This is a genomic window from Enterobacter sp. CCUG 70166, assembly GCF_020224095.1.
Taxonomy (GTDB): Bacteria; Pseudomonadota; Gammaproteobacteria; order Enterobacterales; family Enterobacteriaceae; genus Enterobacter; species Enterobacter intestinihominis.
On record NZ_NRIQ01000021.1, the window covers coordinates 35835 to 58496 of the forward strand.

Annotated in this window: 20 protein-coding genes; 16 read left to right on the plus strand and 4 right to left on the minus strand. The window is 41.3% G+C overall.

The features are described from left to right. Positions 1-121: 121 nt before the first annotated feature. The 14 genes from CKK19_RS10115 to CKK19_RS10180 all read left to right on the plus strand — a co-directional run bounded on the left by CKK19_RS10115 (position 122) and on the right by CKK19_RS10180 (position 17850). The gene (locus CKK19_RS10115) at positions 122-997 is read left to right on the plus strand and encodes a RepB family plasmid replication initiator protein (RefSeq protein ID WP_000594611.1); all 876 of its coding nucleotides are present in this window, start codon (positions 122-124) and stop codon (positions 995-997) included. Positions 998-2145: 1148 nt separating this feature from the next. Next, a complete protein-coding gene (locus tag CKK19_RS10120) occupies positions 2146-2499 on the plus strand; it encodes a hypothetical protein (RefSeq protein ID WP_000423602.1) in 354 nt (117 codons plus the stop codon). A 17-nt stretch (positions 2500-2516) separates the two neighbouring features. Further along, positions 2517-2867, plus strand: coding sequence for a type IV conjugative transfer system protein TraL (locus CKK19_RS10125; protein ID WP_001447770.1), 351 nt, complete (start codon positions 2517-2519; stop codon positions 2865-2867). 11 nt (positions 2868-2878) lie between these two features. Next, positions 2879-3667 carry a TraE/TraK family type IV conjugative transfer system protein gene (locus CKK19_RS10130; protein WP_000783153.1) on the plus strand — a complete coding sequence of 263 codons (789 nt, stop codon included), beginning with the start codon at positions 2879-2881 and terminating at the stop codon, positions 3665-3667. After that, complete coding sequence (locus tag CKK19_RS10135; RefSeq protein ID WP_000592092.1) at positions 3667-4938, plus strand: type-F conjugative transfer system secretin TraK; 1272 nt, start codon at positions 3667-3669, stop codon at positions 4936-4938. Before CKK19_RS10130 ends, CKK19_RS10135 begins: the two co-directional genes overlap by 1 nt. A 1-nt stretch (position 4939) precedes the next feature. Further along, positions 4940-5401: a plasmid transfer protein HtdO gene (gene htdO, locus CKK19_RS10140; protein WP_000521242.1), complete on the plus strand. Its 462-nt coding sequence runs from the start codon at positions 4940-4942 to the stop codon at positions 5399-5401. Continuing rightward, positions 5391-6746 (plus strand): IncHI-type conjugal transfer protein TrhB, encoded by a 1356-nt coding sequence (gene trhB, locus CKK19_RS10145; RefSeq protein ID WP_000351841.1) that lies wholly within the window; start codon positions 5391-5393, stop codon positions 6744-6746. The genes htdO and trhB overlap by 11 nt, the downstream gene beginning before the upstream one ends. 7 nt (positions 6747-6753) lie before the next feature. Continuing rightward, positions 6754-7236 carry a hypothetical protein gene (locus tag CKK19_RS10150; RefSeq protein WP_000377632.1) on the plus strand — a complete coding sequence of 161 codons (483 nt, stop codon included), beginning with the start codon at positions 6754-6756 and terminating at the stop codon, positions 7234-7236. Positions 7237-7354: 118 nt separating this feature from the next. Then, positions 7355-8107: a protein-disulfide isomerase HtdT gene (gene htdT / locus CKK19_RS10155; RefSeq protein WP_182911723.1), complete on the plus strand. Its 753-nt coding sequence runs from the start codon at positions 7355-7357 to the stop codon at positions 8105-8107. 9 nt (positions 8108-8116) lie between these two features. After that, positions 8117-9067, plus strand: coding sequence for an IncHI-type conjugal transfer lipoprotein TrhV (gene trhV, locus CKK19_RS10160; protein WP_001022588.1), 951 nt, complete (start codon positions 8117-8119; stop codon positions 9065-9067). A gap of 8 nt (positions 9068-9075) precedes the next feature. Continuing rightward, positions 9076-11757, plus strand: a complete 2682-nt coding sequence (locus CKK19_RS10165) for a TraC family protein (RefSeq protein ID WP_000387412.1) — start codon at positions 9076-9078, stop codon at positions 11755-11757. A gap of 2548 nt (positions 11758-14305) precedes the next feature. Then, on the plus strand, positions 14306-14467 hold the full coding sequence (locus CKK19_RS10170; RefSeq protein ID WP_001371949.1) for a hypothetical protein: 162 nt from the start codon (positions 14306-14308) through the stop codon (positions 14465-14467). Between the two features lie 1128 nt (positions 14468-15595). After that, a complete protein-coding gene (locus CKK19_RS10175; RefSeq protein WP_001050364.1) occupies positions 15596-16849 on the plus strand; it encodes a ParA family protein in 1254 nt (417 codons plus the stop codon). Continuing rightward, positions 16846-17850 (plus strand): ParB family protein, encoded by a 1005-nt coding sequence (locus CKK19_RS10180; protein WP_001278838.1) that lies wholly within the window; start codon positions 16846-16848, stop codon positions 17848-17850. Before CKK19_RS10175 ends, CKK19_RS10180 begins: the two co-directional genes overlap by 4 nt. Before the next feature lie 61 nt (positions 17851-17911). Here the strand turns inward: CKK19_RS10180 and CKK19_RS10185 are convergent, their stop codons facing one another. Genes CKK19_RS10185 through CKK19_RS10200 form a run of 4 tightly spaced genes read right to left on the minus strand, consistent with a single transcriptional unit; the run spans position 17912 to position 20592 of the window. Next, the gene (locus tag CKK19_RS10185; RefSeq protein WP_000815011.1) at positions 17912-18301 is read right to left on the minus strand and encodes a hypothetical protein; all 390 of its coding nucleotides are present in this window, start codon (positions 18299-18301) and stop codon (positions 17912-17914) included. Further along, positions 18298-18819, minus strand: a complete 522-nt coding sequence (locus CKK19_RS10190; protein WP_000598517.1) for a hypothetical protein — start codon at positions 18817-18819, stop codon at positions 18298-18300. The genes CKK19_RS10185 and CKK19_RS10190 overlap by 4 nt, the downstream gene beginning before the upstream one ends. Then, positions 18812-19648 carry a hypothetical protein gene (locus tag CKK19_RS10195; protein WP_000700976.1) on the minus strand — a complete coding sequence of 279 codons (837 nt, stop codon included), beginning with the start codon at positions 19646-19648 and terminating at the stop codon, positions 18812-18814. The genes CKK19_RS10190 and CKK19_RS10195 overlap by 8 nt, the downstream gene beginning before the upstream one ends. Next, positions 19645-20592 (minus strand): metallophosphoesterase, encoded by a 948-nt coding sequence (locus tag CKK19_RS10200; RefSeq protein ID WP_000718595.1) that lies wholly within the window; start codon positions 20590-20592, stop codon positions 19645-19647. The genes CKK19_RS10195 and CKK19_RS10200 overlap by 4 nt, the downstream gene beginning before the upstream one ends. 363 nt (positions 20593-20955) lie before the next feature. Between CKK19_RS10200 and parM the strand changes: the two genes are divergently transcribed. Further along, positions 20956-21993, plus strand: coding sequence for a plasmid segregation protein ParM domain-containing protein (gene parM / locus CKK19_RS10205; protein WP_000818954.1), 1038 nt, complete (start codon positions 20956-20958; stop codon positions 21991-21993). An 11-nt stretch (positions 21994-22004) separates the two neighbouring features. Further along, positions 22005-22643, plus strand: a complete 639-nt coding sequence (locus CKK19_RS10210; RefSeq protein WP_012695436.1) for a hypothetical protein — start codon at positions 22005-22007, stop codon at positions 22641-22643. The last annotated feature ends 19 nt before the right edge of the window (positions 22644-22662 follow it).

Sequence of the window (22662 nt, forward strand, 5' to 3'; positions counted from 1 at the left end):
GAATAAGGAAGGCATTTACTGGAATGCTTATGGCATTTAGGTAAATGCGTAAAAAGCATTTGCAAGAATATGTTATAAACAGTTTGCCAAATGAAAATCTTATCACCGACGAGTTAAGTTAATGATTAAAAACAACGAGTTAATCCATCCTTTTGACGTAACCAGTAATGAATCAGGTAAGACTTATCAACTGACGCCTAACTCGTCCAAGTCGGTTCAGCCCGTGGCCCTGCTGAGATTGAGTGTATTTACCCCTGTCGGCACAAAAGAAAACCGCGACCGAAACTTTGAAGTTGATGCCTCTGATGAGCTTTCGTGTATGGAAATTGCAAGATCGGAGGGTTATGACGACATCAAGATAACTGGTGTCAAACTATCTATGTCTACCGACTTTAAGTGCTGGCTCGGGATCATCATGGCTTTCAGTAAATATGGTTTTACTTCCGAGAAGATTAGCCTGACTTTTAACGAGTTTGCGAAGATGTGTGGTATCAGTTCAACAAACATCAACAAACGAACTCGTGCGCGCTTTAAAGAGTCATTAATGAACCTTGCATCGGTAGTGCTTGCCTTCTCAGACTCTCGTAGTGGTCGGTTCACAGTAACGCATCTGGTGCAGAAGGCTATGATTGATCCAAAAAGCGATACTGTTGAGCTGGTTGGGGATCCTTCTATGTGGGAACTGTATCGTTACGACCATAAGACATTGTTAAGCCTTCAGGTTCTATACATTTTGGCTAAAAAAGAAGCTGCGCAATCTCTCTATATTTATTTTGAAGCAATGCCAGCTGGTACGTTGTTCGTTAATATGAAACGGTTGAGGGAAAGGTTGCTTCTTACAACCCCTATTCGTACGCAAAACCAGATAATTCGTAAAGCAATGCGGGAACTTGAATCTATCGGATATCTCGATTATCAAGAAGTTAAGAAAGGTCGCGACATACAATTTCAGATCTTCAAAAGAAGCCCTAAGCTGGCCCTTGCCAAACAAGGTTGAAAGCTATCTGGTATGCACTGGTTATAACCTGCTGAAAAATAAGTTATTTATCAGTGCTATGCTTAGTGCTTCTTTTACTACTGGTCTTACATCTCGGCTTAATGTGCAAAAAAGTAACTTTTCAAACGAACTCCTGACTATTCATCTGTATGCCTTTCTGACTCAAGCGTACATGCTAGCCCATTCATTAAATGCCGTTGAGCAAGATGGTTTCGTGCGCACTCTATTCACGTGAATGCCTTTTGTGGATTACGCCTCTTACATTCATACAAATGCTTTTGATGTCGGTATCCCAAAAATTCATTCATTGAAATGCTTTTGTTTGCCACTGTATCCCGAGCATAGCTATGCAGTGGTATAAAAAGGCATTTTGGTGAATGGCATTAGGTCGAATGACACACAGTTCAGCTTTGTTAAGAGCGAGAATGGTCCAAGACATCTATGACATTGGGCATCAGAAGGACTATGTGCTTGATATGAGATCAAAAAAATATCAGAAGCATCACAACTCCAATGGCATTCAAAGAAATGCCTTTGTTTTGTTAGTACACCAAACAACCCAAAATTCATGCAGTTATATCAAAGACTCATTCGCAAAAGGACTCAGCCAGAAAGCATTTGCTTAAATAGCATTGGCCAAAAGCATTCGAATGAATGATGTTCGTATGGACAAGACAAAGTCCCACTCACGCCCAGAGGTGTAAAAGGCATTTAGATGAATGACGCACCGGCCCGAGGATTGTATGTAGTTTCTCCAACTGATAGTTGCCGAACCAGGGAGCACAGTGATATGCGGCCTTCTCAGAATCAAGAGATAGATAATAAGGGAACAAAAAAGATTAGATATGAAGCTTAGTTACCTGCCCGATATCTAGTTAGAGCTTTTCAAACCATCAAAAGTGACTTTTATGCTTGAGGAGTCTCATCAGCTTCAGGATTGAGCTTAACGTAATCTTACCCCCTCCCCTCTTTCAAACTTTTACTAAGCGTTCACTGGTACCTTTCAAAGATTATGCTTTAGGCCCTTTGCTTAAAAATTCACCAATCGCTAAACGTTAAAAAAAGGGGGTTTATGCGAACGGAAGGATCGGAATAAAAAAGTATTATTCATTCGCGTTTACGTGAACTCAAATCTACACGGAGTAATTATGGAACTTTCTTTAAATATTGGCCTTAGTGAAAAGAAATCTAACACGGCTGCACTTTTTAAAACAAAAAGCGCAAAAGTGATTTTGTTTGTTCTGCTGACCGTGCTTTTTTGCGGTCTGGCATATGCGGGTTCAGATGATGGGGCACTGGGAGATATTTGGTCATACATGAGTGAAAGTATGACTGGAGCTCCGGGCAAAATTCTGGCAGCCGCGATGTTGATCTCAAGCGTATATTTCTCTGTCCTTAAGCCTAACCCGGGCCTGGCACTGGTTTCATTATTCATGATGCTGGTAATGGCCAACGGCGAGAAAATTATCAGCACCTTTATGGATGCTGGCGTACCGCTGTAATTTATTGTTAATCATGCATGAGGGGGTTCATCCCCCTCTCTGGATTTTTAATGAGTAAGCAGAACGACGTTCCTCAGCATACCTATAGATTCCCTTTCAGGATCAACATGCCTCTACTGATTTTGTTTTGGGATGCCAAAAAATTAGGGCTTGCATTCATTCTGGTTGCATTTGGGAATATCTTCGAATGCTTCGGGTTTTCTGTTGTAGCAGCGGTTGTGTATTGGATTGCGTATAACAAAGCAGCTGAGTCAGGAATAAGAGGATTGCTAAAACACAAACTCTGGTGGCTCGGTTTTTTGCCAGGTAAAGCAGTTTTTAGTAGCCGTTATTTCAACGATCCATTTATCAGAGATTTGTATTCTTGATGGAGCTATGAATGAAAATGCTAAGTGGCATTAACATCCCTTTTTTCAAAAAATCTAAAAAGGATGAAAACGGTGATCTTGAACAGTCATACGTAAAGAAAGATGAAAGTGCTAAGGGACGTTTTTTGGACATTAAAAAACGATTTAGCCCACAAGCTGAAGCGTCAGGTGCTGGAATTACATACAGCGCCCTGATTAATCGTGATACAAAACTTATCCGCATTAATACTGTTTCAATAGCCGTCATTGGGTTATTGGTTGCAAAGATTCTTTTTTTCACTGACCCAGTGACGATTGTTACCCCTCCAAACATGAATGAAGAGATCACGGTTGTTGGTAACAAAGCATCGGAATCTTATAAAACACAATGGGCTCTCTTTTTTAGTACCCTTTTAGGGAATATTAATCCAACTAATATTTCCTTTGTGACGGCCTATGTCCTCGATGCCCTTTCACCTGAACTACAGGCTAAAACGAGTGAGTCTTTACAGGAGCAGATAAATATCATGCAGGCTCGTGGTGTTGAGCAGACCTTTAAGCCTAATGATATTTACTTTGATCCAAAAAATGACATGGTCTATGTCTGGGGTACCAAAACGACTCGACTTGTAAATGTTCCGGACAAAACTGAATCATCGAAATGGACTTATGAATGGGTTCTCGGGATGAAAAATGGTCGCCCAAGAATTGCATATGTAAATCAATATTCCGGAACACCGAATATTAAAAAAATTACGATAAACGGCAAAGAGCAACTGGCAACGCTGGATAATCCGCCACCGTCTACAGGTAACAAGTGATGATTAAAAAAAAGGGCTTAGGCTTCAACGCAATTACAGCATTGATCATGCTCACGACTTCGAACTGCGTAATCGCTGAAGAATACCAATTGCCAGCAACAATTAATAACCCGGTTGTAATGCCAGTTGGTGCTGACGGATTTCAGAATGGAGCTGCAAAAGCCATTATTCCGGGTCAAGCTGGTTCTGAACAGTCAGGTGCACAAACAAACCTTAGTGAAGCCGGTAATGCGCAGGGACAAAAACCTACAACTGATCTCCCTACCGTGCAACTTTCCCCAGCCAGCAATGCTTCGCCTGCGGTAAGCGCTATTACTGGAGCATTATCAAATAATCCTAGTCTCCCCGGATTTGACGCACAGACCCGATCTGGTGCAATTGATAGCTATGGGAGACCAACAGGTACCTCTTCCCAGCAGAATGCAACCAATGCGACCGCCACGTCAAAAGCCGATGAACTTTATGTCGAAGCTCGTAACCGATATAAAGAAGTTCAGCGTGTAAATGTGCCGCCTGGTGGGAATGTGGTACTGCCAGTTTCACGAGGACTTCAAAACAGAATATCGACCAGCTTCAAGAATGCTTCTGTCAGTACTTCTACCCCTGCTGAAGAGGCAAGCATATTTGTTAATGGTGGCGATGTCTTTATTTCAACTAATACCGATAAACCAATCGGGATTATGTTGTCTGAAGATCAGGTACCTGAATCGACCTATAACCTGACCCTGGTACCGCTTGATGTTCCCGGTGCGATGATTTCAGTTACTACATCTTTAAGCCCATCTATGCAAGCCAAACGTGAAACCTCATTGGATAAGCAAAACTATGAGGAAATGTTGGCCCGCTCCCAGTCAGAAGAACTGGCTCCAACGGATCCAAAACAAGACGATCATAAACAAAGAATCATTGATTTATTGACTCCTGTGGCTCTTGGTGAGGTCCCTTCAGGATTCAGTTTACAACAGGACCGACTTTCTCGTATTCCTGCGCCAGAGCAGTCACCATGTAACTTTAATATGTATGCAAAGCTCGGTCAGAGACTGGTTGGCTCACGTGAACTTATTGATGTAATTCTTGTGAAAAACGATAAACCATACGGTCAAATCGTTGCTGATCAGCAGTGTATGGCAGAAGGCGTTATTGCAAGTGCTTTATTTGATAAAGCATACCTGCAACCGGGAGAAGAAACAGAGCTTTACATAGTCCGGGATAAATTGTTCAAGGAACGCGAGGCCCGGGTTACAACCAGACCAAGTCTAATCAGAAAATAATATGGGAAAAGTTACTTTGCCTGCTCTGCTTGGGGCCACCGTGATTGGTTTTGTCGTATTTGCTTTAACCAGCTTTTACTACAGGTCAGAATATATACCAAAAAGGAGTGTATTAATCGTTCCGGACGCACCCATTAGTATCGAAGATGGCAGTAACGCTTTTCCCGTTCAGACAGTAATAATGAACGATCCAACTCTTATTGATAAATTTGTAGGAGAGGGCAATATTAATGAGGAGAATGCTTTTGACTATCACAAAAGTAACGTTTTGGAACCTAATTACAAACATGAAATATCTAGAACGAGCCAGATAGATAAAGCTGAAATGAATCATCCATCTGTTCGTGAAAACTGGGCCAGAGCAGGTGAACCCTATATCGTTCCTCAGATGTCTGACAGCGAACGAAATCTAAAAATTAAACGATTCCAGAAACCTACAAGTGGAGCTAATCATGGACATTAAAAAGGCCTGGGAAAATAAGACCGTCAGACTTTCTGTTATTGGCGCTCTGCTGGTAGTGATTGTTTATATTATTAGCCAGTCTATTTTTTCCACACCAGTTAAGAAAGAAAAGAAAACACAGAAAAAAGACATGCAGACCAATTTGTTGTTAGATGATTCGCAAATGAACAAATTGAGTAATGAAGAAAGCCAGAAAGTATATAAAGAAATGGTTAAGCAAAACCGACTTGACCAAAATGCGGCGAAAGAGGACCGCGAAAAAGCAGAAAAAGCCCAACAGGAAACTAAAGCCCAAGTTGCAAGTTTAACTTCTCAACTTCAGCAGCTGTCTCAGCAAATTAATGATATGCAGACAAATCGAAACGGCAATCGTAACTTGGATGCTGGTAGTTCGCGTAAAACGATTAATGAGCAGGCACCGGCAGCTCCTTATCAGCTTAATGCTAATGCGCCGATTAATGGCGTAAACCCTAATTACGCTTCTATCACACCTACGCGTAATAGCCCAATGAGAACAATCACACAAAGTTCCATTAAGACTAATGGTACCGATGGTGTCATTCAGGTTATGCCCGTGTCTGAAAACAGAATCAAGGAAGGCAGAGAGGTCATTGCAGGAGATAAAGCGCCAACTCGGACTGTACGAGGTGATGGTACTGCGCCAGTTGATAGCAAAGCGCGGCATGCTGCCCGAAAAGATGAAATGTTTCTTCCGGCAACATCTATTATCACTGGTGTTCTGATTACCGGGCTTGAAGCGCCTACAAGCCTTTCTTCCAAATCAGAACCAATGCCAGTAACGATGCGTATTAAAAAAGATGTCATCATGCCCAATAATTTCACCATGGATTTGCGTGACTGTAACCTTCTGGGTTCAGCTGTTGGTGATCTGGCGTCACAGCGTGCTTACATACGTGCCACTTCTATCTCTTGTGTTAATTCAAAAGGGAAAGCTTTTGACGTAAAACTGGAAGCATATGCTGTAAGTGAAAATGACGGAAAAAATGGGATCCGAGGCACGCTTATCAGCCGAAATGGTAACGCAATTGCAGGAGCTGCATTTGCCGGTGGACTTTCTTCACTTGCCGGTAGCTTAAGTCCCAGTAAGGTATCTTCACTTAACATCGACCCTAATTCACAGGCTCAGTATCAGTCCCCTAATTTTGGTGCACTTGGGGCATTAGCCGGGGCTGGTGCAGCTCAAGGTGGTCTTAATCGACTCGTCGATTACTACACCGCAATTGCAGAACAACAGTGGCCAATCGTAGAAATTAGCCCTGGCCGAGCTATTACATTTGTCGTTCAGACCGGAACTACAATTCCAACGAATCTGACCAGTCGCTGAGGTTTAAATGGATAGTTTAGAAAAAAAAGAATCGCCTGAATCAGCTGGACCTGAAATCACTAAAAAAATGGTGCGAGAAAGGACAACAAAAAAAATTACCTTCGAAATTGATATTGAAAAAATATTGAAGTATTTATTTTTCTTCGCCTTTGCCGTATTGGTCATTATTTATGGTTATAAAGGCTTTATGAATGTTTACGATTACTTCAATAAACAATCCCAGCCTTCGTACAAGATTGCAGTGCTTGACATGCCTGAATTACGTAAGGAATTTTTCAAGCATCACGGAGGCCGTACTGCTGACAATGATAGATCTCAATTCGAAGAATATTTCAGAACATTAATGAAGATCTACCGTGACCGTGGCTATTTAATTATTGATGCAACGCTTGCCGTTACTGTACCGGATAGTGTTGAAATCGTCACTTATATGGAACTTGAAGATAGCTCTGAAGCGGTACAATCAAGTTCTTATAATGCAAAGAAGTAGAGGGCACCCAATAGTGAAAAAGTTACTTTTCCCTTTAATGGCGGCTTTCGCCATTATGGCGAATACGGTCACTTATGCTTCAGAGCAGGTCCTAACTAATAGTGATGCTGCTGCGTTAATGGCAAAGGCAAAGGAAGGTGGCGTTTCACCCAGTCAGATCTCGGGTGTGTTATCAAAAATGAAAGGATATAAACCTAAGGATGCCATATACATTCCTTCTGGTGGGCTATACCTCTTTCAGGACGAACGTTCGCAGCTAATGGCAGTAACGACCGATGGCCGATACTCCCTTACTGGGGGAAGCCTTGTTGATGTAATTAAACGTAAACCTGTTCTGACTGTAGAAGAAATCAGGAATTCCTATTTTATTAGTCTTGATGAGGCCCCCTTCCCTCTGGAAACTGTAGCGTCCATTCCTCTGGGAAATTCAAAGCTTAAAAGACAAGCAGCCATTTTCATAACACTTGATTGTGACGGTTGCATGGAACTTGTTAAGAAATTCTATGCAGATCGGGACAAGTATCGGATAGATATTGTTTTAGTTCCCTCACCCGGTGAGCCAAAAGAAGAGCTTAGAAGGCTCTGGTGTAGTAAAGAAAAAGGAAAAATAAACAACCTCGATATTCTTCGTTGGCTAATGGGAAGCAAATCCGACATTGAAAAAAGATTGCTCTCTCAAAAAGAAGCAGAAGAATGTCCGGCGGAACCTTTGGTAGCGTCATTGATGCTCGCAGGAATTTATAAATTGCAGGGTGTACCTTCAGTTGTCAGACAGGATGGTTTGGCTGGTAATGGCATTCCAAAAGATTTCGACTACTGGTTGAACCAAAGCGTTGAACCTCTCTTAAAAAATCCATTTGAGACAAATTAAGGCTAGTTTATGAACATCAAAAGATTGGTACTCAGTGCTCTGGTTGTAGGTACATCCTCATATCTTACGGGGTGCTCCATCGGTAGTTCCGAATCCGAATGTCCAGGCATTGAAAAGGGCGTTATCTGTAAAGGTCCTCGCGAAGTTATGGAGTTAACTAATAATCGAGATGATCTGTCTGCACTGGCGGGGGAAGAGTCGGAATCGGGAAAGGAGAAATCGGCTGTCAATGACAGCCGTTATCCAACTGAAATTAGCCCTCCAGGGGAAGTCAAATATCCACAGTCTACTACCCTTAAAAATCAGCCTGTGGCTTATTCAAAAACCGAAATTAAGCCAGTTGGTCAGTTACCTGTCATGTACGATAAAACTTTAAAAATGGGTGCCCCTACTTCATCCATTGGACCACGGCCTATTTCTGGTGTACCGGTTAATTCAAACGTAAGGATGACTAGCAGTTATAGCACTGCCTCTTCAACTGGTAACCCTTTCGTTCATCCGGCTGCGGAAGTCGTTAAACAAACAAGCTATCCGGTTTCTGCTGGAAATGCCCCACGCTACGTTGCACCTAATTCTGATATCAGCCCTGGTAAGGATATGTACTCTCTTTACAATGGCCAGCCCGTTAACCCGACTCTCAACCCTGGGCAGATCCAGCAATACCGTTCGCAAGGTTATAAACAAGCTGTAGTGGCTCCTGAACCACTTGCTGTTCTGCAACAGGGGAAAGTAATGAGAATTACTTTTGCACCTTATACCGATGATAACGATGCGCTTAATCTTCCCGGCTACGTTTATGTCAACGTAAAACCGCAAACATGGATTGCTGGCAAGAATTCGACCTCAAACCCAGCTCGCATAGTTCCTTTAGAAGTACAGGATGCGGCCCGGGAAAATATGCAGCAGCAACAAAAAGCAACTAAAGCTGTCTCTTCGAACGGCATTGTTAGACAACTGTAAGGTCAAATATGGAAGCTATCAATAATTACAATAGCGGTTTAAATCGCCATCAATTAGGTGGGTTTATCCCTGTTTACGATCAATTAGCAGGGACTCACTATTTTTTGATTGATGGCAACAGATTAGGGTTTATGTTTATCTGTAATCCATCCCCTGGAGTTTTTGATAATCAGCAAGATGTTCTTGCTGAAATGTTCAAAATGGATTTCCCTACAGATACTGTCTGTCAAATATCTCTGACTGCATTGCCAGACCTGACTTTACAGCTTAGTGCTTGGTCAGCTGTGCGAGGTGGGCGTATGACTGGGAACGATAAGCTTAAAGCAGATCTGCTTAATGGTTATCAGTTGGACTACTACGACAGAAGTATGCATAAGCCTTTAAAACCTGATCATGATAACCTTATGTTGAGGGATTTTCAGGTATGGATCTCGCTATCGATTCCTTTACAGTCTGCCCTTCCTACCGAGCTGGAACATTCGCGTATCGATTCACTTTACTCTGAACTTGTAAGTAAGTTAATTACGATTGGATTGCATCCGTTTAAGGTCGATGCAGAAAACTGGCTCTATTGTATAGATAAGGTCGTAAACCCCGGAAAGAACTCCCGGTGGGCTGAAGGTTTCATAGACGTTAACACTATGAAAAGGCTTAATGAACAAGTTAACGTTCCCGGCCGTAAGTATACAGTCACAGAAAATCATTTCTCATCAGTCACACAAAGTGACGACGAATCTGAGCATCGTTACTTCAAACAACTTTCCGTTGTAAAGTTTCCTGAATACGTCAATTTCGGTTGTATGTATGAGTTAGTAGTTAACTGGATGCATGGACGTAAGACAATTTTCAGCCCATTTATGATCACTCAGACTGTTCAGTTTGCCGATCCGCTCAAGTTGTCAAAAGAAAACGTCCGCTACAAAGCAATCACTAATAAACAGGCAAGTATACCTTCAGTTGTCACATTCTGCCCTCGCCTGCGGGATATGGATAATGACTACATGGCCGTAACTCGCGAGCTTGAGGATGGCGCAAAGCTTTTAAGAGGGTATCTTACTTTCACTGTTATGGGTAGTAATGCCAATTCTGTGCAGACAGCAGCTAACGATCTCAAATCCTTTTACCTCGAAAGCCGGGTCAAAGTAGCAGATGATTCCTTTATCGTTTTCCCGTCATTTATGTCATGTCTGCCAATGTGCAATGACCCAAAGACAATTTTCGACCTTGACCGTTCCGAAGTAGTGAGCAACACCGGAGCGGCTCATATGACACCGATCTTTGGGCCCTGGAAAGGTAATACAGATAGACCAGTACTGAGTTTAGTTTCTCGTGAAGGTCAACTCATGGGACTTGATATTTTCAAGACTTCTGCAAGCTATAACATGGTTATTGGTGCAACGTCAGGTGCAGGGAAGTCATTCTGGACAGCATATCTAATCAATAACTATCTTGGAGCTGGACCGCGATCTAATAACCTCGTTCATTATCGCTCAACATTTAAGCATTTTTTAGAAAACGAATACCCAGATGATGATCCTGACGGTGCTCAAGTATTTGTTGTGGACGTGGGCCGTTCTTACCAGGGGATTGCGGAACAATATACAAACAGTCAATTTATTGATTTCGGTAAAACCCCTGACTTCACCCTAAATCCCTTTGCCTTCCTAACTGACATCACTGTTAACGACGATGTATTTAACGAAGCACCTGAATTTACCGGTGAATCAACTTCAAACGATGCAGAAAAAGACAAAGTTGCTCAGACCATAATGGTTTTGAATCAGCTAAAAATTATGGCTTCAGAGAAAGGCCTTATCGATGATTATCAACAATCAGTGATGCTTCAGCTTATTGCAGAAGAGTACCAAGAATCCAGAAAATCAGGTCGGACCGGTTCAATAACCGGCTTTGCTCTGCGTTGCAAGAAGCATGAAGACAAACGTATAAAGGATATTGGGGAGCAACTCGGAGCATGGTGCGAAGGTGGAATTTATGGGCACCGGTTTACCGATACGTTGCCTCCAATCAACTTCGACAGCAGATTTATTGTTTTGGAACTGGAGGAGCTAAAAGGCACCCCCCACCTTCAGACAGTTGTATTAATGTCTATCATTCAGGCTGCTCAGCATGCAATGTTCATCAAAAAAGATGGGCGTCGTCGCTTGTTCATCCTTGATGAAGCATGGGAGTACATTCGTCCTGATAATTCATCAGGTGCCGGAAATCAATCAAACCAATTCTTCTCTTCCTTCCTCGAAGCGGCATGGCGTAGGTTCAGGAAAACAAACTGCGCTGGCATCTGTATCACACAGTCGTTTGAAGATTATTTTACTTCTTCTGTTGGCCGGGCCCTGACTGCTAACTCGCCTTGGAAGATAATCATGAAACAAGAAAAAGAAAGCATTGAAGCAATGAAGGCTAATAAATATTTTTCTACTTCAGATGCAGAATATGAACGTATGAAAAATATTCGTACAGTCAAAAAGGTGTTTTCAGAGATGTTAGTCAGGTTCGAAAACTTCCAAGAGATCTGTCGGTTATACGTAGACCGGAAAATGGAGCTTTGTTTTACTACGGATAGTGCTGACAGGAGTAAATTATGGGAAATTCAAAGCCGCGAGAATTGTAGCTATGGCGAGGCAATAGAAATTCTCTATGCTCAAGAAGTAGCAGCGGGTTTGGCCGCGTAGAGTAAATATCTTCAAGCAAAAATAATTAAACCAGATGTCTCATAAGAATCTGGTTTTTTATTGTATGCCTTAAGTAAACAAATGAGGTTGTGACTTAATGAGTTCATCACTGTGCTGCAAATTTTGGTTTTATAATTAATGTGGTGTAAAAACAGTGACATAAATACAAATCGCAGTTAGGTTGTGTACGCATTAAGTAAACAAAATTTATAACTTCAATACTGACATTATAAGATGAAAATCACGTAAATTACATTTTTGTTTACCAAAGGTAATCAAAGTAGCGCGGCATTATTAGTGAAAACAGATCACTGGTGTCATTTTGCATACAAAACTTAATATCCTTTAATCATTCTTCTAAAAGTTTATTATTAACGGTTTGGTTTCTGAAAATTTATCCAATTTGCTCACCGAAGACTTTTAACTTATTTAACCCCCTTTATCGCCAAACTGTGATTTTCTAATGTTAGTCTACAGTTCTAGGGCCCTTGCTCCCATGATGCGAATCCTGCCACCTAATAAAGATTAACGCCTCATTCCTGTATGCCGGTCTTACGACGCCAGTGCACGGACTATTTTTGGTCATCACAAGGACAGGCGGGAGATTTAATCAGGGCGTGGTGTTGCTGAGCAGCAGCTGCGGCACTGTAAGCCGAAGGCGGAATTAACTCCTTTATCACCATCTGGGGACGTCATTATGGGTAGCCCTTTTAACTTACTCAGGACCATTAAGCTAAAATTCCGGATAGCGATTGACGTAAGATTTAGGCTAAGCAGGTAAAGTGATCCCCGCTCCCGGGGTGACAACTTTATACAAAAGGCCGAGCGGAAGATTGTCCTTAGGGAATATTTCTTTAACACAGCACGGGCACTTACTCACGCTGCCGGATTTAACCCCCTTAATCGCCAAACTGGGGTTCTGTCCTCATGCTGGCCTTCAGTTCTGGGCGGGGTTGCTATCACTTGCTCCCTAATGCGAGATGTACCTGCTGATACAGATTAACGTCATATTCCTGCGTGCCGGTCTGCCGACACCAGTGCACGGGCTTTTTTCGGTCATCACATTACCGGGCAGGAGATTTTATCAGGACGTGGTGTGACTGAGCAGCAGCTGGGGCACTGTCATCCGCTTGCAGATTTAACCCCCTTAATCGCCAAACTGGCGTTCAGTCCTGATAGTGTCCTTCCGTCCTGGGCAGGGTTGCTAACACTGGCTCCCTTAATACGAAATGCGCCTGCTGATAAAGATTAAAGTCACATCACTGCATACCGGTTTGCCGACTCCGGTGCATGGCCTTTTCCGATAATCACAAGGACGGACGGGTGATTATATCTGTGCATAGTATGTCTGAGCAGCATCAGAAGGCACTGTCAGCCACTGGCAGATTTAACCCCCTTAATCGCCAAACTGGCGTTCAGTCCTGATAGTGTCCTTCCGTCCTGGGCAGGGTTGCTAACACTTGCTCCCTTAATACGAAATGCGCCTGCTGATAAAGATTAAAGTCACATCACTGCATACCGGTCTGCCGACTCCGGTGCATGGCCTTTTCCGATAATCACAAGGACGGACGGGTGATTATATCTGTGCATAGTATGTCTGAGCAGCATCAGAAGGCACTGTCAGCCGCTGGCAGATTTAACCCCCTTAATCGCCAAACTGGGATCAGTCCTGATAGTGTCCTTCCGTCCTGGAGAGGGTTGCTAACACTTGTTCCCATGATACGAAATGCGCCAGCTGATACAGATTAACGTCTCATTGCCCATGCCGGTCTGCCGACACCGGTGCATGGCCTTTTCCGATATTCGCAAGCACAGATGCTTGATTTTTTCAGGGTGTAATATACCTGAGCAGCATCTGAAGGCACTTTCAGTCGCTGTCAGATTTAACACCCTTAATCGCCAATCTGGGATTTTATGATGTTAACCTCCAGTTCAAGACCCTTGCTCCCATGATGCGAACCTTGCCACCTGATAAAGATTTACGCCTCATTCCTGTATGCAGGTCTTACGACTCTAGTGCACGGACAATTTTCGGTCATAACAAGACCTGGCGGAAGATTTAATCAGGCGTGGTGTGACTGAGCAGAAGCTGGGGCAATGTCAGCCGCTGGCAGAAAAAACCCTTATTCGCCATCTCAAACCGTCATTATGGGTAGTCCTTTTAACTTTCTCAGGACCATTAAGCTTAAACTCCGTTTAGAGAATGACGTAAGATTTAGGCTAAGCAGGTTAAGTGATCCCTCTCCCGGGTTGAACACTATATTCATCGTACGAGCGGAAGATTGTCCTTCGGGAAATATTTCTTAAACACCGCTCGGGATCTTATTGCCACTGGCGGATTTAACCCCCTTAATCGCCATACTGGGGTTCTGTCCTGATGCTGGCCTTCAGTTCTGGGCTTGGGTTGCTATCGCTTGCTCCCATAATGCGAAATGTGCCTCCTGATACAGATTAACGTCATATTCCTGCGTGCCGGTCTGCCGACACCAGTGCACGGGCTTTTTTCGGTCATCACATTTCCGGGCAGGAGATTCTATCAGGGCGTGGTGTGACTGAGCAGCAACTGGGGCACTGTCAGCAGCTTGCAGATTTAACACCCTTAATCGCCAAACTGGGATTCTGTTCTGATGTTGACCTTCCGTTCTGGGCGGGCTTTGGTTTACTAACACTTACTTCCATAATACGAAATGTGCTTGATGATGCAGATTAAATTCACATTACTGCATACCGGTCTGCCGACACCGGTGCATGGGCGATTTCCGACGATCTCAAGAACATATGGGAGATTATATCAGGGAGAGTAGTATGCCTGAGCAGCATCTGAAGGCACTGTCAGCCGCTGTGAGATTTAACCCCCTTAATCGCCAAACTGGGGTTCTGTCCTCATGCTGGCCTTCAGTTCCGGGCTGGGTTGCTATCACTTGCTCACATAATGCGAAATGTACCTGCTGATACAGATTAACGTCATATTCCTATATGCCAGTCTGCCGACATCAGTGCTTGGGCTATTTTCGGTCAAAACAAGACCTGGCGAGAGATTTAATCAAGCGTGGTGTGACTGAGCAGCAGCTGGGGGCACTGTCATCCGCTTGCAAATTTAACCCCCTTAATCGCCAAACTTGGGTTCAGTCCTGATGTTGGCATTCCGTTCTGGGCGGCGTTGCTATCACTTGCTCCCATTATGCGAAAAGTGCCTGCTGATACAGATTAACGTCATATTCATGCATGCCGGTCTGCCGACACCAGTGCACGGGTTTTTTTCGGTCATTACAATACCGGGCAGGGGATTAAATCAGGGCGTGGTGTGACTGAGCAGCAGCTGGGACACTGTCAGCCGCTGGCAGATTTAACCCCCTTAATCTCCACACTGGGGTTGCCTCCTTAAGTTGGGTTTCATTTCGGGGTGAGGTTGCTAACTCTGCTCCCATAATTCGTAGTGTGCCTCCTCAAGAGATTAACACCTCATATCTTTAGACTGGACTGACGACAACGGTTCACAGTTAGGAAACGTATATCAGCACACCGGTGAGATAGATTTTAGGGTCTAAGCAAGAAATAGGGTAGGCGTGAAGATTCATTAATGGAGCTCTTAACTTCAAAGCGTAGAGAAGGAGACAAGAATCGTGGTTTAAACAGGTTGTGCATTAGGTATGGACTAGAGAGTCTGAGCTCACATCTGCAAGTTAAGCTCACAAAAAATCATAAAAAAGTAAACAAACATTAGCTTAAGATTGAAACTAAGGATAGAATTGTACGCATAACAAGGAAATGGACGCATTATACGTAAAGTTTACATATATGCGTAAAAGTCGGTTTTCAGTGCAAAAAGGTCATAACCATGAATTTACTTGAAAAGATCGCCCTCGTTGGTCAGCGCATGAAAAGCGAGCAGATTTCTCTAAAGGAATCTCTGATGGCTTCATCAAGAGTATCTGTTTCTGATGATAGTGTTGATGGTGTTGATAGACTGATCTATAACCACTGTTTGAATAAAAAAAATCTCTCTGATTTTTTTGGGAAGTCACGAGTAACGTTCAATAAAATACTTTCGGACTTAGAAGAAAAAGAACTTGTTGGTGCACCTATTTATCAAAACAAAAATCATCTTTACACCCGCTGGGATGTTCAAAAAATAATGGATGCCCTGGGTTATCCCAAGTACCGCGATCATTACTTTAGCAGAGCTATTGTTACTCAGAATCATAAAGGCGGTACAGGGAAAAGCACTACATCTGTAGCTTTAGCAGTAGCAGCTGCTTTAGATCTACAACTCAATGCACGTGTATTAATGATCGAATGGGACCCACAAGGTTCGATTGGAAGCAGCATGATTCAAAGTGTCTCAGAAGATGATGTCTTCCTTACAGCAATTGATGCAATCCTTGGAATTTATGAAGAAAATTCTGAGTATAAAAAATATTTAGATTCAGGATTCTCTGAAGAAGAAATCATCACTAATATGCCTTTTTCAACGCATCTGCCAAACTTGGACGTAATAACGGCTTTTCCGACAGATGCTCGTTTTAAAGATAAATACTGGCAATGTTCTAGAGAAGAACGTACGTCTTTGTTACTACGTTTCAAGGAAGTTATCTTACCGGTACTGAAGCAGAACTATGATTTGATTATTATAGACACTCCACCTGAAGATTCACCTTTGATCTGGGCTGCTGACGAAGCGGCCGATGGGATTCTTGTCGCAGTGTCACCACGTGAATATGATTACGCCTCTACTACAGACTTCATGCTTACAATAAGTGAAAGGTTTAAACAATCACCAAGTAAGGGCGACAATTTAAAATGGTTCAAAGTTCTTGCTGTCAATGTAGATGACAAAAGTCCATATGAAAGAATAGTTTTGGATAAATTAATCAGAACTGTTCAGGACCTTTTGATGTCCGCTAACATAAAAAATTCTGAAGCATTTAAGGCAGCTGCTTCCAAAGGGCGTACAGTGCTTGATATCAAAAAATCAGAGGAACTTTGTTCCGCAAAGCAGCTTGATGTCGCAGAAGAATCTGTATTACAGGTATATCAGCAATTTATAAATGAAATAAAAAGTTTTTCAGCTAAGCAAGGAGTTAACGCATGAGCGATGAGCAACATATCGGGAATGATAAATCTCGATATTTAAACGCACCAAAGCGGACAGAAGTCGGTCACCGTTCAGGTCTTGCGGGTTTGAAAACAGCACCTCGCATAAAAAAGTTATTCACTCTTCATAAGGGCCGGAGACTTGAAGCGGAACATGTGATTGTTCCAGCCCAGAGAGTGGAGAAGGAGACCTTAGTCCATCCAGCGAACCCACGAAATCAAGAAGCCCTTACAGATTATTCTGTTAGAGATATTCTTAAGCAGATTGAAGAAAGAGGGGTCGATACCGAAGGGATCGCTGTAAAAAGAGATGGGGTTTATTTATTAATAGAAGGAAGTCGCAGACGTTTCTGCTGTATAAAGGCAGAAAAGGATCTCCCCCTGTGGGTTCTTCCGGATGAACTAACCGAAGATGATATAAATTCAATTATATCCGCAGCACAAACATCTCGAAAATTTTCATATAGAGAAGTTGGGTTTCAATTTATCAAAAAAATGGAAGAAAAAGGATTTTCTACTAATGAAGAACTCGCAGCATATCTTGGGATTAGTCATGTATCGGTAGCCAAAAGAATCCAGGCGGCCCGTATTGACGAAACATTGATCTCTTTATTCCCGGATTATGAAGGAATCCCGAACTCCTATTATAGTCGCTTGTCTCGTTTACAGAAATATGTGCAAAAAAATCTATTTCCTTTAGATGAAGTAATAGATAATGTTAAAGAGGAAACAAAAGATTTAGACATTGGAGATCTCCAGGTTGCTCAAAAAGTTGTAATGGAAAAAATCACACAATCTGTGGAAAGTGTTTGTGAAAAAACTTATTCCACAAAATGGGAAACAAGTGATCTTATTACTTTTGATAACAAAGATAAGTATGCAAGAATCAGTAAAAACAATACTGGTAGAAAAATTCGCTTTGAATTCAATAGGATAAATGCGGGTTTTATTAAGGAACTAGAGGAGTTCATAAAAGAAAAATTAAAAGTATCAGAATAAATATTGAACTGCATCTTTATGATGCAGTTCATATGATTTATATTTTTAATTTCTTGTTATATTAATATGGGGTGTGCGCAGGTTCAGACATATAAGGTCTTAGTTCTATATGAACAGAAGCGCCATTCCCATCATTTACTACGTTTAAAGGTGCTTTTCCCGGCAATGACATAGTTGCAACGTCAGGTCCAGAAACAGCAAAATTATTTTCTGCTGAAGGCATTACTGTAAAAATCTTTATAGCAACATTTTCATGTCTAAATAATGAAATCCCAAAAGTAGAACCAGCTTCGGTATTGCTCACGTCCACAACCACAGGGGTTTTTCCTAGATATTCATTAGTTAGTATGTTTTTTACTAATGCCCCTTCCGGGACAGTATAGATACGGTATGGATATGCTAAAGCCGTGTGACAAAAACATATTAAAATAACAATTAATGTTTGTTTCATAGATTATCCTCATTCAAAAATAAAAGATATAACTCTTGAAAATCGTGGTTAGTAATTAGGTCCGCTTTTCCGGGAAAATCGTAACTAACAGAAAATAAAAGCGAAAGCGAATCTTTTCCTTTTGCTTTGGGAGAGATTCTGCTAAAAGCACGGTTAATAAACATAAGTTGATCTTCATTGTTGAAGCAAAGTCCAAGCATTCCAACCGTAGGAACTACGAATGTGCTTACGCTGCCTGGGGGCAAAAGTTGCTTACTACGGGCATTGTAAGCACAACGACTACCACCTAGCGTTAGGCCTGAAAGCTCAATAAAACTTCTGGTTCCATTCTTGGCGACAAGCCAAACATCAGTTCCTGAACTTTCGACACGTAAAGTAACTTTTCCGTCAGTAAAGGCCTCACTTTTATTGTATAGAATAGGGTCAAAACCAACTGTCGGGAGTTCTTCGATTTTACTTTCTACTGACTGACAACCAGTCAGTAATGCAAACAATAAAAGTGTGATAACTTTAATCATCCCGCTTCCTTAGATTGTTTTTGGCGCTCGTTATAAAAGATAATGATTCACCGGGGTAGAGAATTGTTTCTTTCGTCCAATAACCATAACCACCGAGGATATTTTTTCTTTTCTCAATATAAACGGGTTCAGAAAATACTAAATGTTGATATTTAGGAAGAGATAAGATTTCATATTTTCCTTGTCCAACTAAGAGGTAATTCTTCTCTTTAGGATTGATGGTTACTGGATTACCAACACTTTGAGGTATGTTAAGTTTTTTTATATTTAGGTCAGAATAGTCAGGAACGGACACTTGATCATTAGACGTATTTCCGGGAAGAGTAAACCCTTTACCCTGATCCGGTCCAAAGATGGCAATTATATCTTTGTTGTTTCTTGTGATCGAAACGATAGCCTGAAGGGGCGTATTAGCAAGGTCATTTATAAACGATATAGTTAGACTTGATTTTGGCTCGACCCAAACAATGCTTTTTCCGGATGTGCCTTCGCTTAATGCAATTTTTTCATTTAGTAAGATTTTATTTTTGGCAATGATATTATACTCAAGTTTTGGTATCACAATAAAAAGTGATTCTTTATTTGAAACATTCATGATTTCTAAGAAATTGGTTTTGGTCATGCTGGTCTTTAGAACAGGCCTATATTTACCATTTATAAACCACCTTCCGTTTATAAGCTCCGCTTTAGCAGATATAAGTGAATCACTTTTCTGTGCGGCAGAAGAAAAAGCATCTTTTCTATGCTCTTTCTCTTGATGTGGTGCAGCTGCTGCGTGAAGATGCAAAAGTAATGTTGAAATTGAGATAATCTTCCAATTTATCTTCATCTTGTTACCTCAATGTTGTTTTCAATCGAATCGAGTTCTAAAGGATAGGTTTTAAGTGAATAAAACTTGTTTGTTGTTTGTATTAGCTGATGACACAATAAAACTGGATTGTTCTTCATGATTATTTCTACTAATGTAAGTGCTGGTGAGTCAGTTTGCGGTATACCCGGAGCAACTATTACCTGGTCTTCTAATTTTGACATATAGAGTGATCCAGTATTTATATGCAAACAATTACCGATCAGTACTGGAAGATTGTTTTGAGTACGACCATGGGCTTTTCGAATGCTGTTTACAGGATTCCTACCTAGGACCATAAGGTTGACGTCATTTATCATCATTGGTATTACGGCATGGTCCATACCGAATAGAAACTGGCTCTGAAAAATATTCACATTGGCATAGTTGAATGCTTGAAGCGCATTATAAGTATCAGTGAATGATGTGCGGATAGGGGCGTAATCAGAAGGGCAAACCCCAATTTTTATATCGCCTTTTAGTAAAATCTGCATCATCGTACCAAGCTGGGTATTAAGAAGTTTTTTTACCTCTTCCTCTAAATAGTAACGATTCACAGCTTTATGCCACTTTCCGCCCATTACACACCATCTCTCATTGAGGTATGTGCTGGGGTAAAATGTTCTCCGGTCTTTGTTTAATGGTAACAATTTTTTTAACATTTCTTCTCCGGCTCCGGCAGCTGAGAAATGCCTCACAAAACGTCCATCGAAAAAGCCACTGTTTATCGCCTTCATCAATTCTATGGGTTCCGGCCCATAGTCAAACAAATTTCCAGTAGAGAAAATTACTATCTCTTCTTCTGGCTTTGTAACTGATTGGATCAAGTTGCACAGCGCAGAGTAATGTCCATGAGGATCTGCCAGAAAGAAAATCCTTCCGGAGAAGTTTGTAAGGTCTATAGTTTGGACGTGCTCAGCTGCCATAAATTCCTCTACGTATGTTTACATCGATGATACGGTATTTCGAACTATGATTTTTTTACAAAAAGGCGTCATTTTGGATTCTAAGCCTAAGGACCTTTGTTACTTACAGGTAAAGGCCCCAGTCCTGGCTCTCAAACAGTTCATACTTAGGATGCAAAGTAACTTTCTGATTATAATTGGCTCCTTTATAAACATGGTTAATACATGAATACAGGAAATTTAACGGTAAGGTATTTAAAATGGAAGGATGCTGAAATAACATAGACTTACGTATTTTTTTAATAGTGTTAATGTTGATAATAGGTCACCATTAATGTATAAAGTTAATATCTAATATGGTCCTATTAATAAAAGAGAGTTTTTATGGCTGAACTATTAAAATCTGAAAGTCCTGTTTCACCATCAGTGCAGGATATCACTGAAGCTTTAAAAATCGTTGTCGATGATGGAAGTAAAGCTGCAAAACTGGTTTGTCTTAATGAAAGAAACGAATTAGTTCCCTTGCTTACACAAAATAGTTTTGTTCCAGATTTCCGTGTTCGCCATGAGGGTCTCAATCCTTTTAACTATCTTATTGATGGGCTGGAAAGGTTTTCGCATCACAGCGAATCTAGTAACTCACTGGAATCGACTGATGTATCTCACCAATACGATGAAATTAGCCGGTTAAATGTTCACCATGCACTTCATGCTTCTGGTTTAGTTCCTCAGGATGTTCACCTCTTTGTTACTTTACCACTTAGCCAGTTCTATACTGCTTTAGGGGAAACGAATATTGAAAATATTCAGAGAAAAAAAGATAATCTGATGAAACCAGTAGAGCGTTATCTTGACGGTAAACGCTATTCTTTTAACGTTTTGTCTGTGACTGTTTTCCCTGAATCTTTACCAGCTGTGACCCGGGCAGATGAAATTGAGGATATTGCTTCATTTGAATCAAGTTTGGTAATTGATCTTGGTGGTACTACTCTTGATGTTGCAAGTATTACTGGGCAATTAGAACAGATTTCGAAAGTAAAAGGTTTTGACCGTATTGGTTGTTCTATTGTTTACGATGAGATCAGCAGGTATCTTGAATCTGAGAAACTGAATACGAGTAATGCTTACATTCATCATCTTGTTGATAATCGTCATGATAAATCAGCTTTGAAGGTTGCAGAGGACAAGCGTGACGGTGTTTTTGATGCGGTAAACTCTGCGGTACAGAAGTTGCAAAGTAAAGTAATCAGAGCGGTTACACAAGTCGAAGAGAGGCCTCATAATGTTTTCCTTGTTGGGGGAGGTTCATATCTCATCGAAACAGCTATTCGTAAACATTTTGAAACGGCTAAAGTTATCATGGTAGACAATCCGCAGTTCGCATTATCTTTGGCAATTGCTGATACTATTTATTCAGAATAATGAGCTAGAACATGGCTAAATACCCTATCTCAAATAAGGCAGATAACGACCGGATTCAGATCCGGTCTTTCTGGATATCCGAAAGAAAAGCACCCTATGTTTATAGTTTCTTGAAAAAAACAGAACTTTGTCATAGGGGTGACCAACTGGATTTAATTAGGTCGGCTATTAGTACCGGGTTGGTATTAAATAATTTATTTCCTGACTTGGCAAATTTTATAAATGGTTTAAACGAAAGATTAACACTTGCAGATCTTAATAGGTTTCTGAATGATGGAAATACTATAGATACTGAACCTAAGCCTCCTATTAATGTATTGCTAGAGAATGTCTTAGATCAAAAGTTTAAGGAGTATTTAACACCTCTACAATTAGATAATTCAAAGCAGGATTCTGTTTCTGTAAAAGAAACCTTCCTTGTACAAAAGGAACATGCCTGCTTTGGTGTGAAGATTGAAAATGAGGGAAGCGATACCTCTATACCATCTGAAAGCCCACTTTCTTCAGGTGCATCCAAAATTTCAAAAGAAAAGTCCATTTCCTCTGTGGTGCCAGTGCTAGAAAAAGTATCGGATGAAAATCAAACCGCCTCCATAAGCATAAAATCTAAAGCTAAGGCAAACAAGCGACTAGCGACTTTGGCAAGATAGGGCTTTGTTGAATAAATCA

What these genes read in the sequence shown, in the direction of transcription:
- CKK19_RS10115 (WP_000594611.1), top strand. Translation starts at nt 122, where the DNA reads ATGATTAAAAACAACGAGTTAATCCATCCTTTTGACGTAACCAGTAAT.
- CKK19_RS10120 (WP_000423602.1), top strand. Translation starts at nt 2,146, where the DNA reads ATGGAACTTTCTTTAAATATTGGCCTTAGTGAAAAGAAATCTAACACG.
- CKK19_RS10125 (WP_001447770.1), top strand. Translation starts at nt 2,517, where the DNA reads ATGAGGGGGTTCATCCCCCTCTCTGGATTTTTAATGAGTAAGCAGAAC.
- CKK19_RS10130 (WP_000783153.1), top strand. Translation starts at nt 2,879, where the DNA reads ATGAAAATGCTAAGTGGCATTAACATCCCTTTTTTCAAAAAATCTAAA.
- CKK19_RS10135 (WP_000592092.1), top strand. Translation starts at nt 3,667, where the DNA reads ATGATTAAAAAAAAGGGCTTAGGCTTCAACGCAATTACAGCATTGATC.
- htdO (WP_000521242.1), top strand. Translation starts at nt 4,940, where the DNA reads ATGGGAAAAGTTACTTTGCCTGCTCTGCTTGGGGCCACCGTGATTGGT.
- trhB (WP_000351841.1), top strand. Translation starts at nt 5,391, where the DNA reads ATGGACATTAAAAAGGCCTGGGAAAATAAGACCGTCAGACTTTCTGTT.
- CKK19_RS10150 (WP_000377632.1), top strand. Translation starts at nt 6,754, where the DNA reads ATGGATAGTTTAGAAAAAAAAGAATCGCCTGAATCAGCTGGACCTGAA.
- htdT (WP_182911723.1), top strand. Translation starts at nt 7,355, where the DNA reads ATGGCAAAGGCAAAGGAAGGTGGCGTTTCACCCAGTCAGATCTCGGGT.
- trhV (WP_001022588.1), top strand. Translation starts at nt 8,117, where the DNA reads ATGAACATCAAAAGATTGGTACTCAGTGCTCTGGTTGTAGGTACATCC.
- CKK19_RS10165 (WP_000387412.1), top strand. Translation starts at nt 9,076, where the DNA reads ATGGAAGCTATCAATAATTACAATAGCGGTTTAAATCGCCATCAATTA.
- CKK19_RS10175 (WP_001050364.1), top strand. Translation starts at nt 15,596, where the DNA reads ATGAATTTACTTGAAAAGATCGCCCTCGTTGGTCAGCGCATGAAAAGC.
- CKK19_RS10180 (WP_001278838.1), top strand. Translation starts at nt 16,846, where the DNA reads ATGAGCGATGAGCAACATATCGGGAATGATAAATCTCGATATTTAAAC.
- CKK19_RS10185 (WP_000815011.1), bottom strand. Translation starts at nt 18,301, where the DNA reads ATGAAACAAACATTAATTGTTATTTTAATATGTTTTTGTCACACGGCT.
- CKK19_RS10190 (WP_000598517.1), bottom strand. Translation starts at nt 18,819, where the DNA reads ATGATTAAAGTTATCACACTTTTATTGTTTGCATTACTGACTGGTTGT.
- CKK19_RS10195 (WP_000700976.1), bottom strand. Translation starts at nt 19,648, where the DNA reads ATGAAGATAAATTGGAAGATTATCTCAATTTCAACATTACTTTTGCAT.
- CKK19_RS10200 (WP_000718595.1), bottom strand. Translation starts at nt 20,592, where the DNA reads ATGGCAGCTGAGCACGTCCAAACTATAGACCTTACAAACTTCTCCGGA.
- parM (WP_000818954.1), top strand. Translation starts at nt 20,956, where the DNA reads ATGGCTGAACTATTAAAATCTGAAAGTCCTGTTTCACCATCAGTGCAG.
- CKK19_RS10210 (WP_012695436.1), top strand. Translation starts at nt 22,005, where the DNA reads ATGGCTAAATACCCTATCTCAAATAAGGCAGATAACGACCGGATTCAG.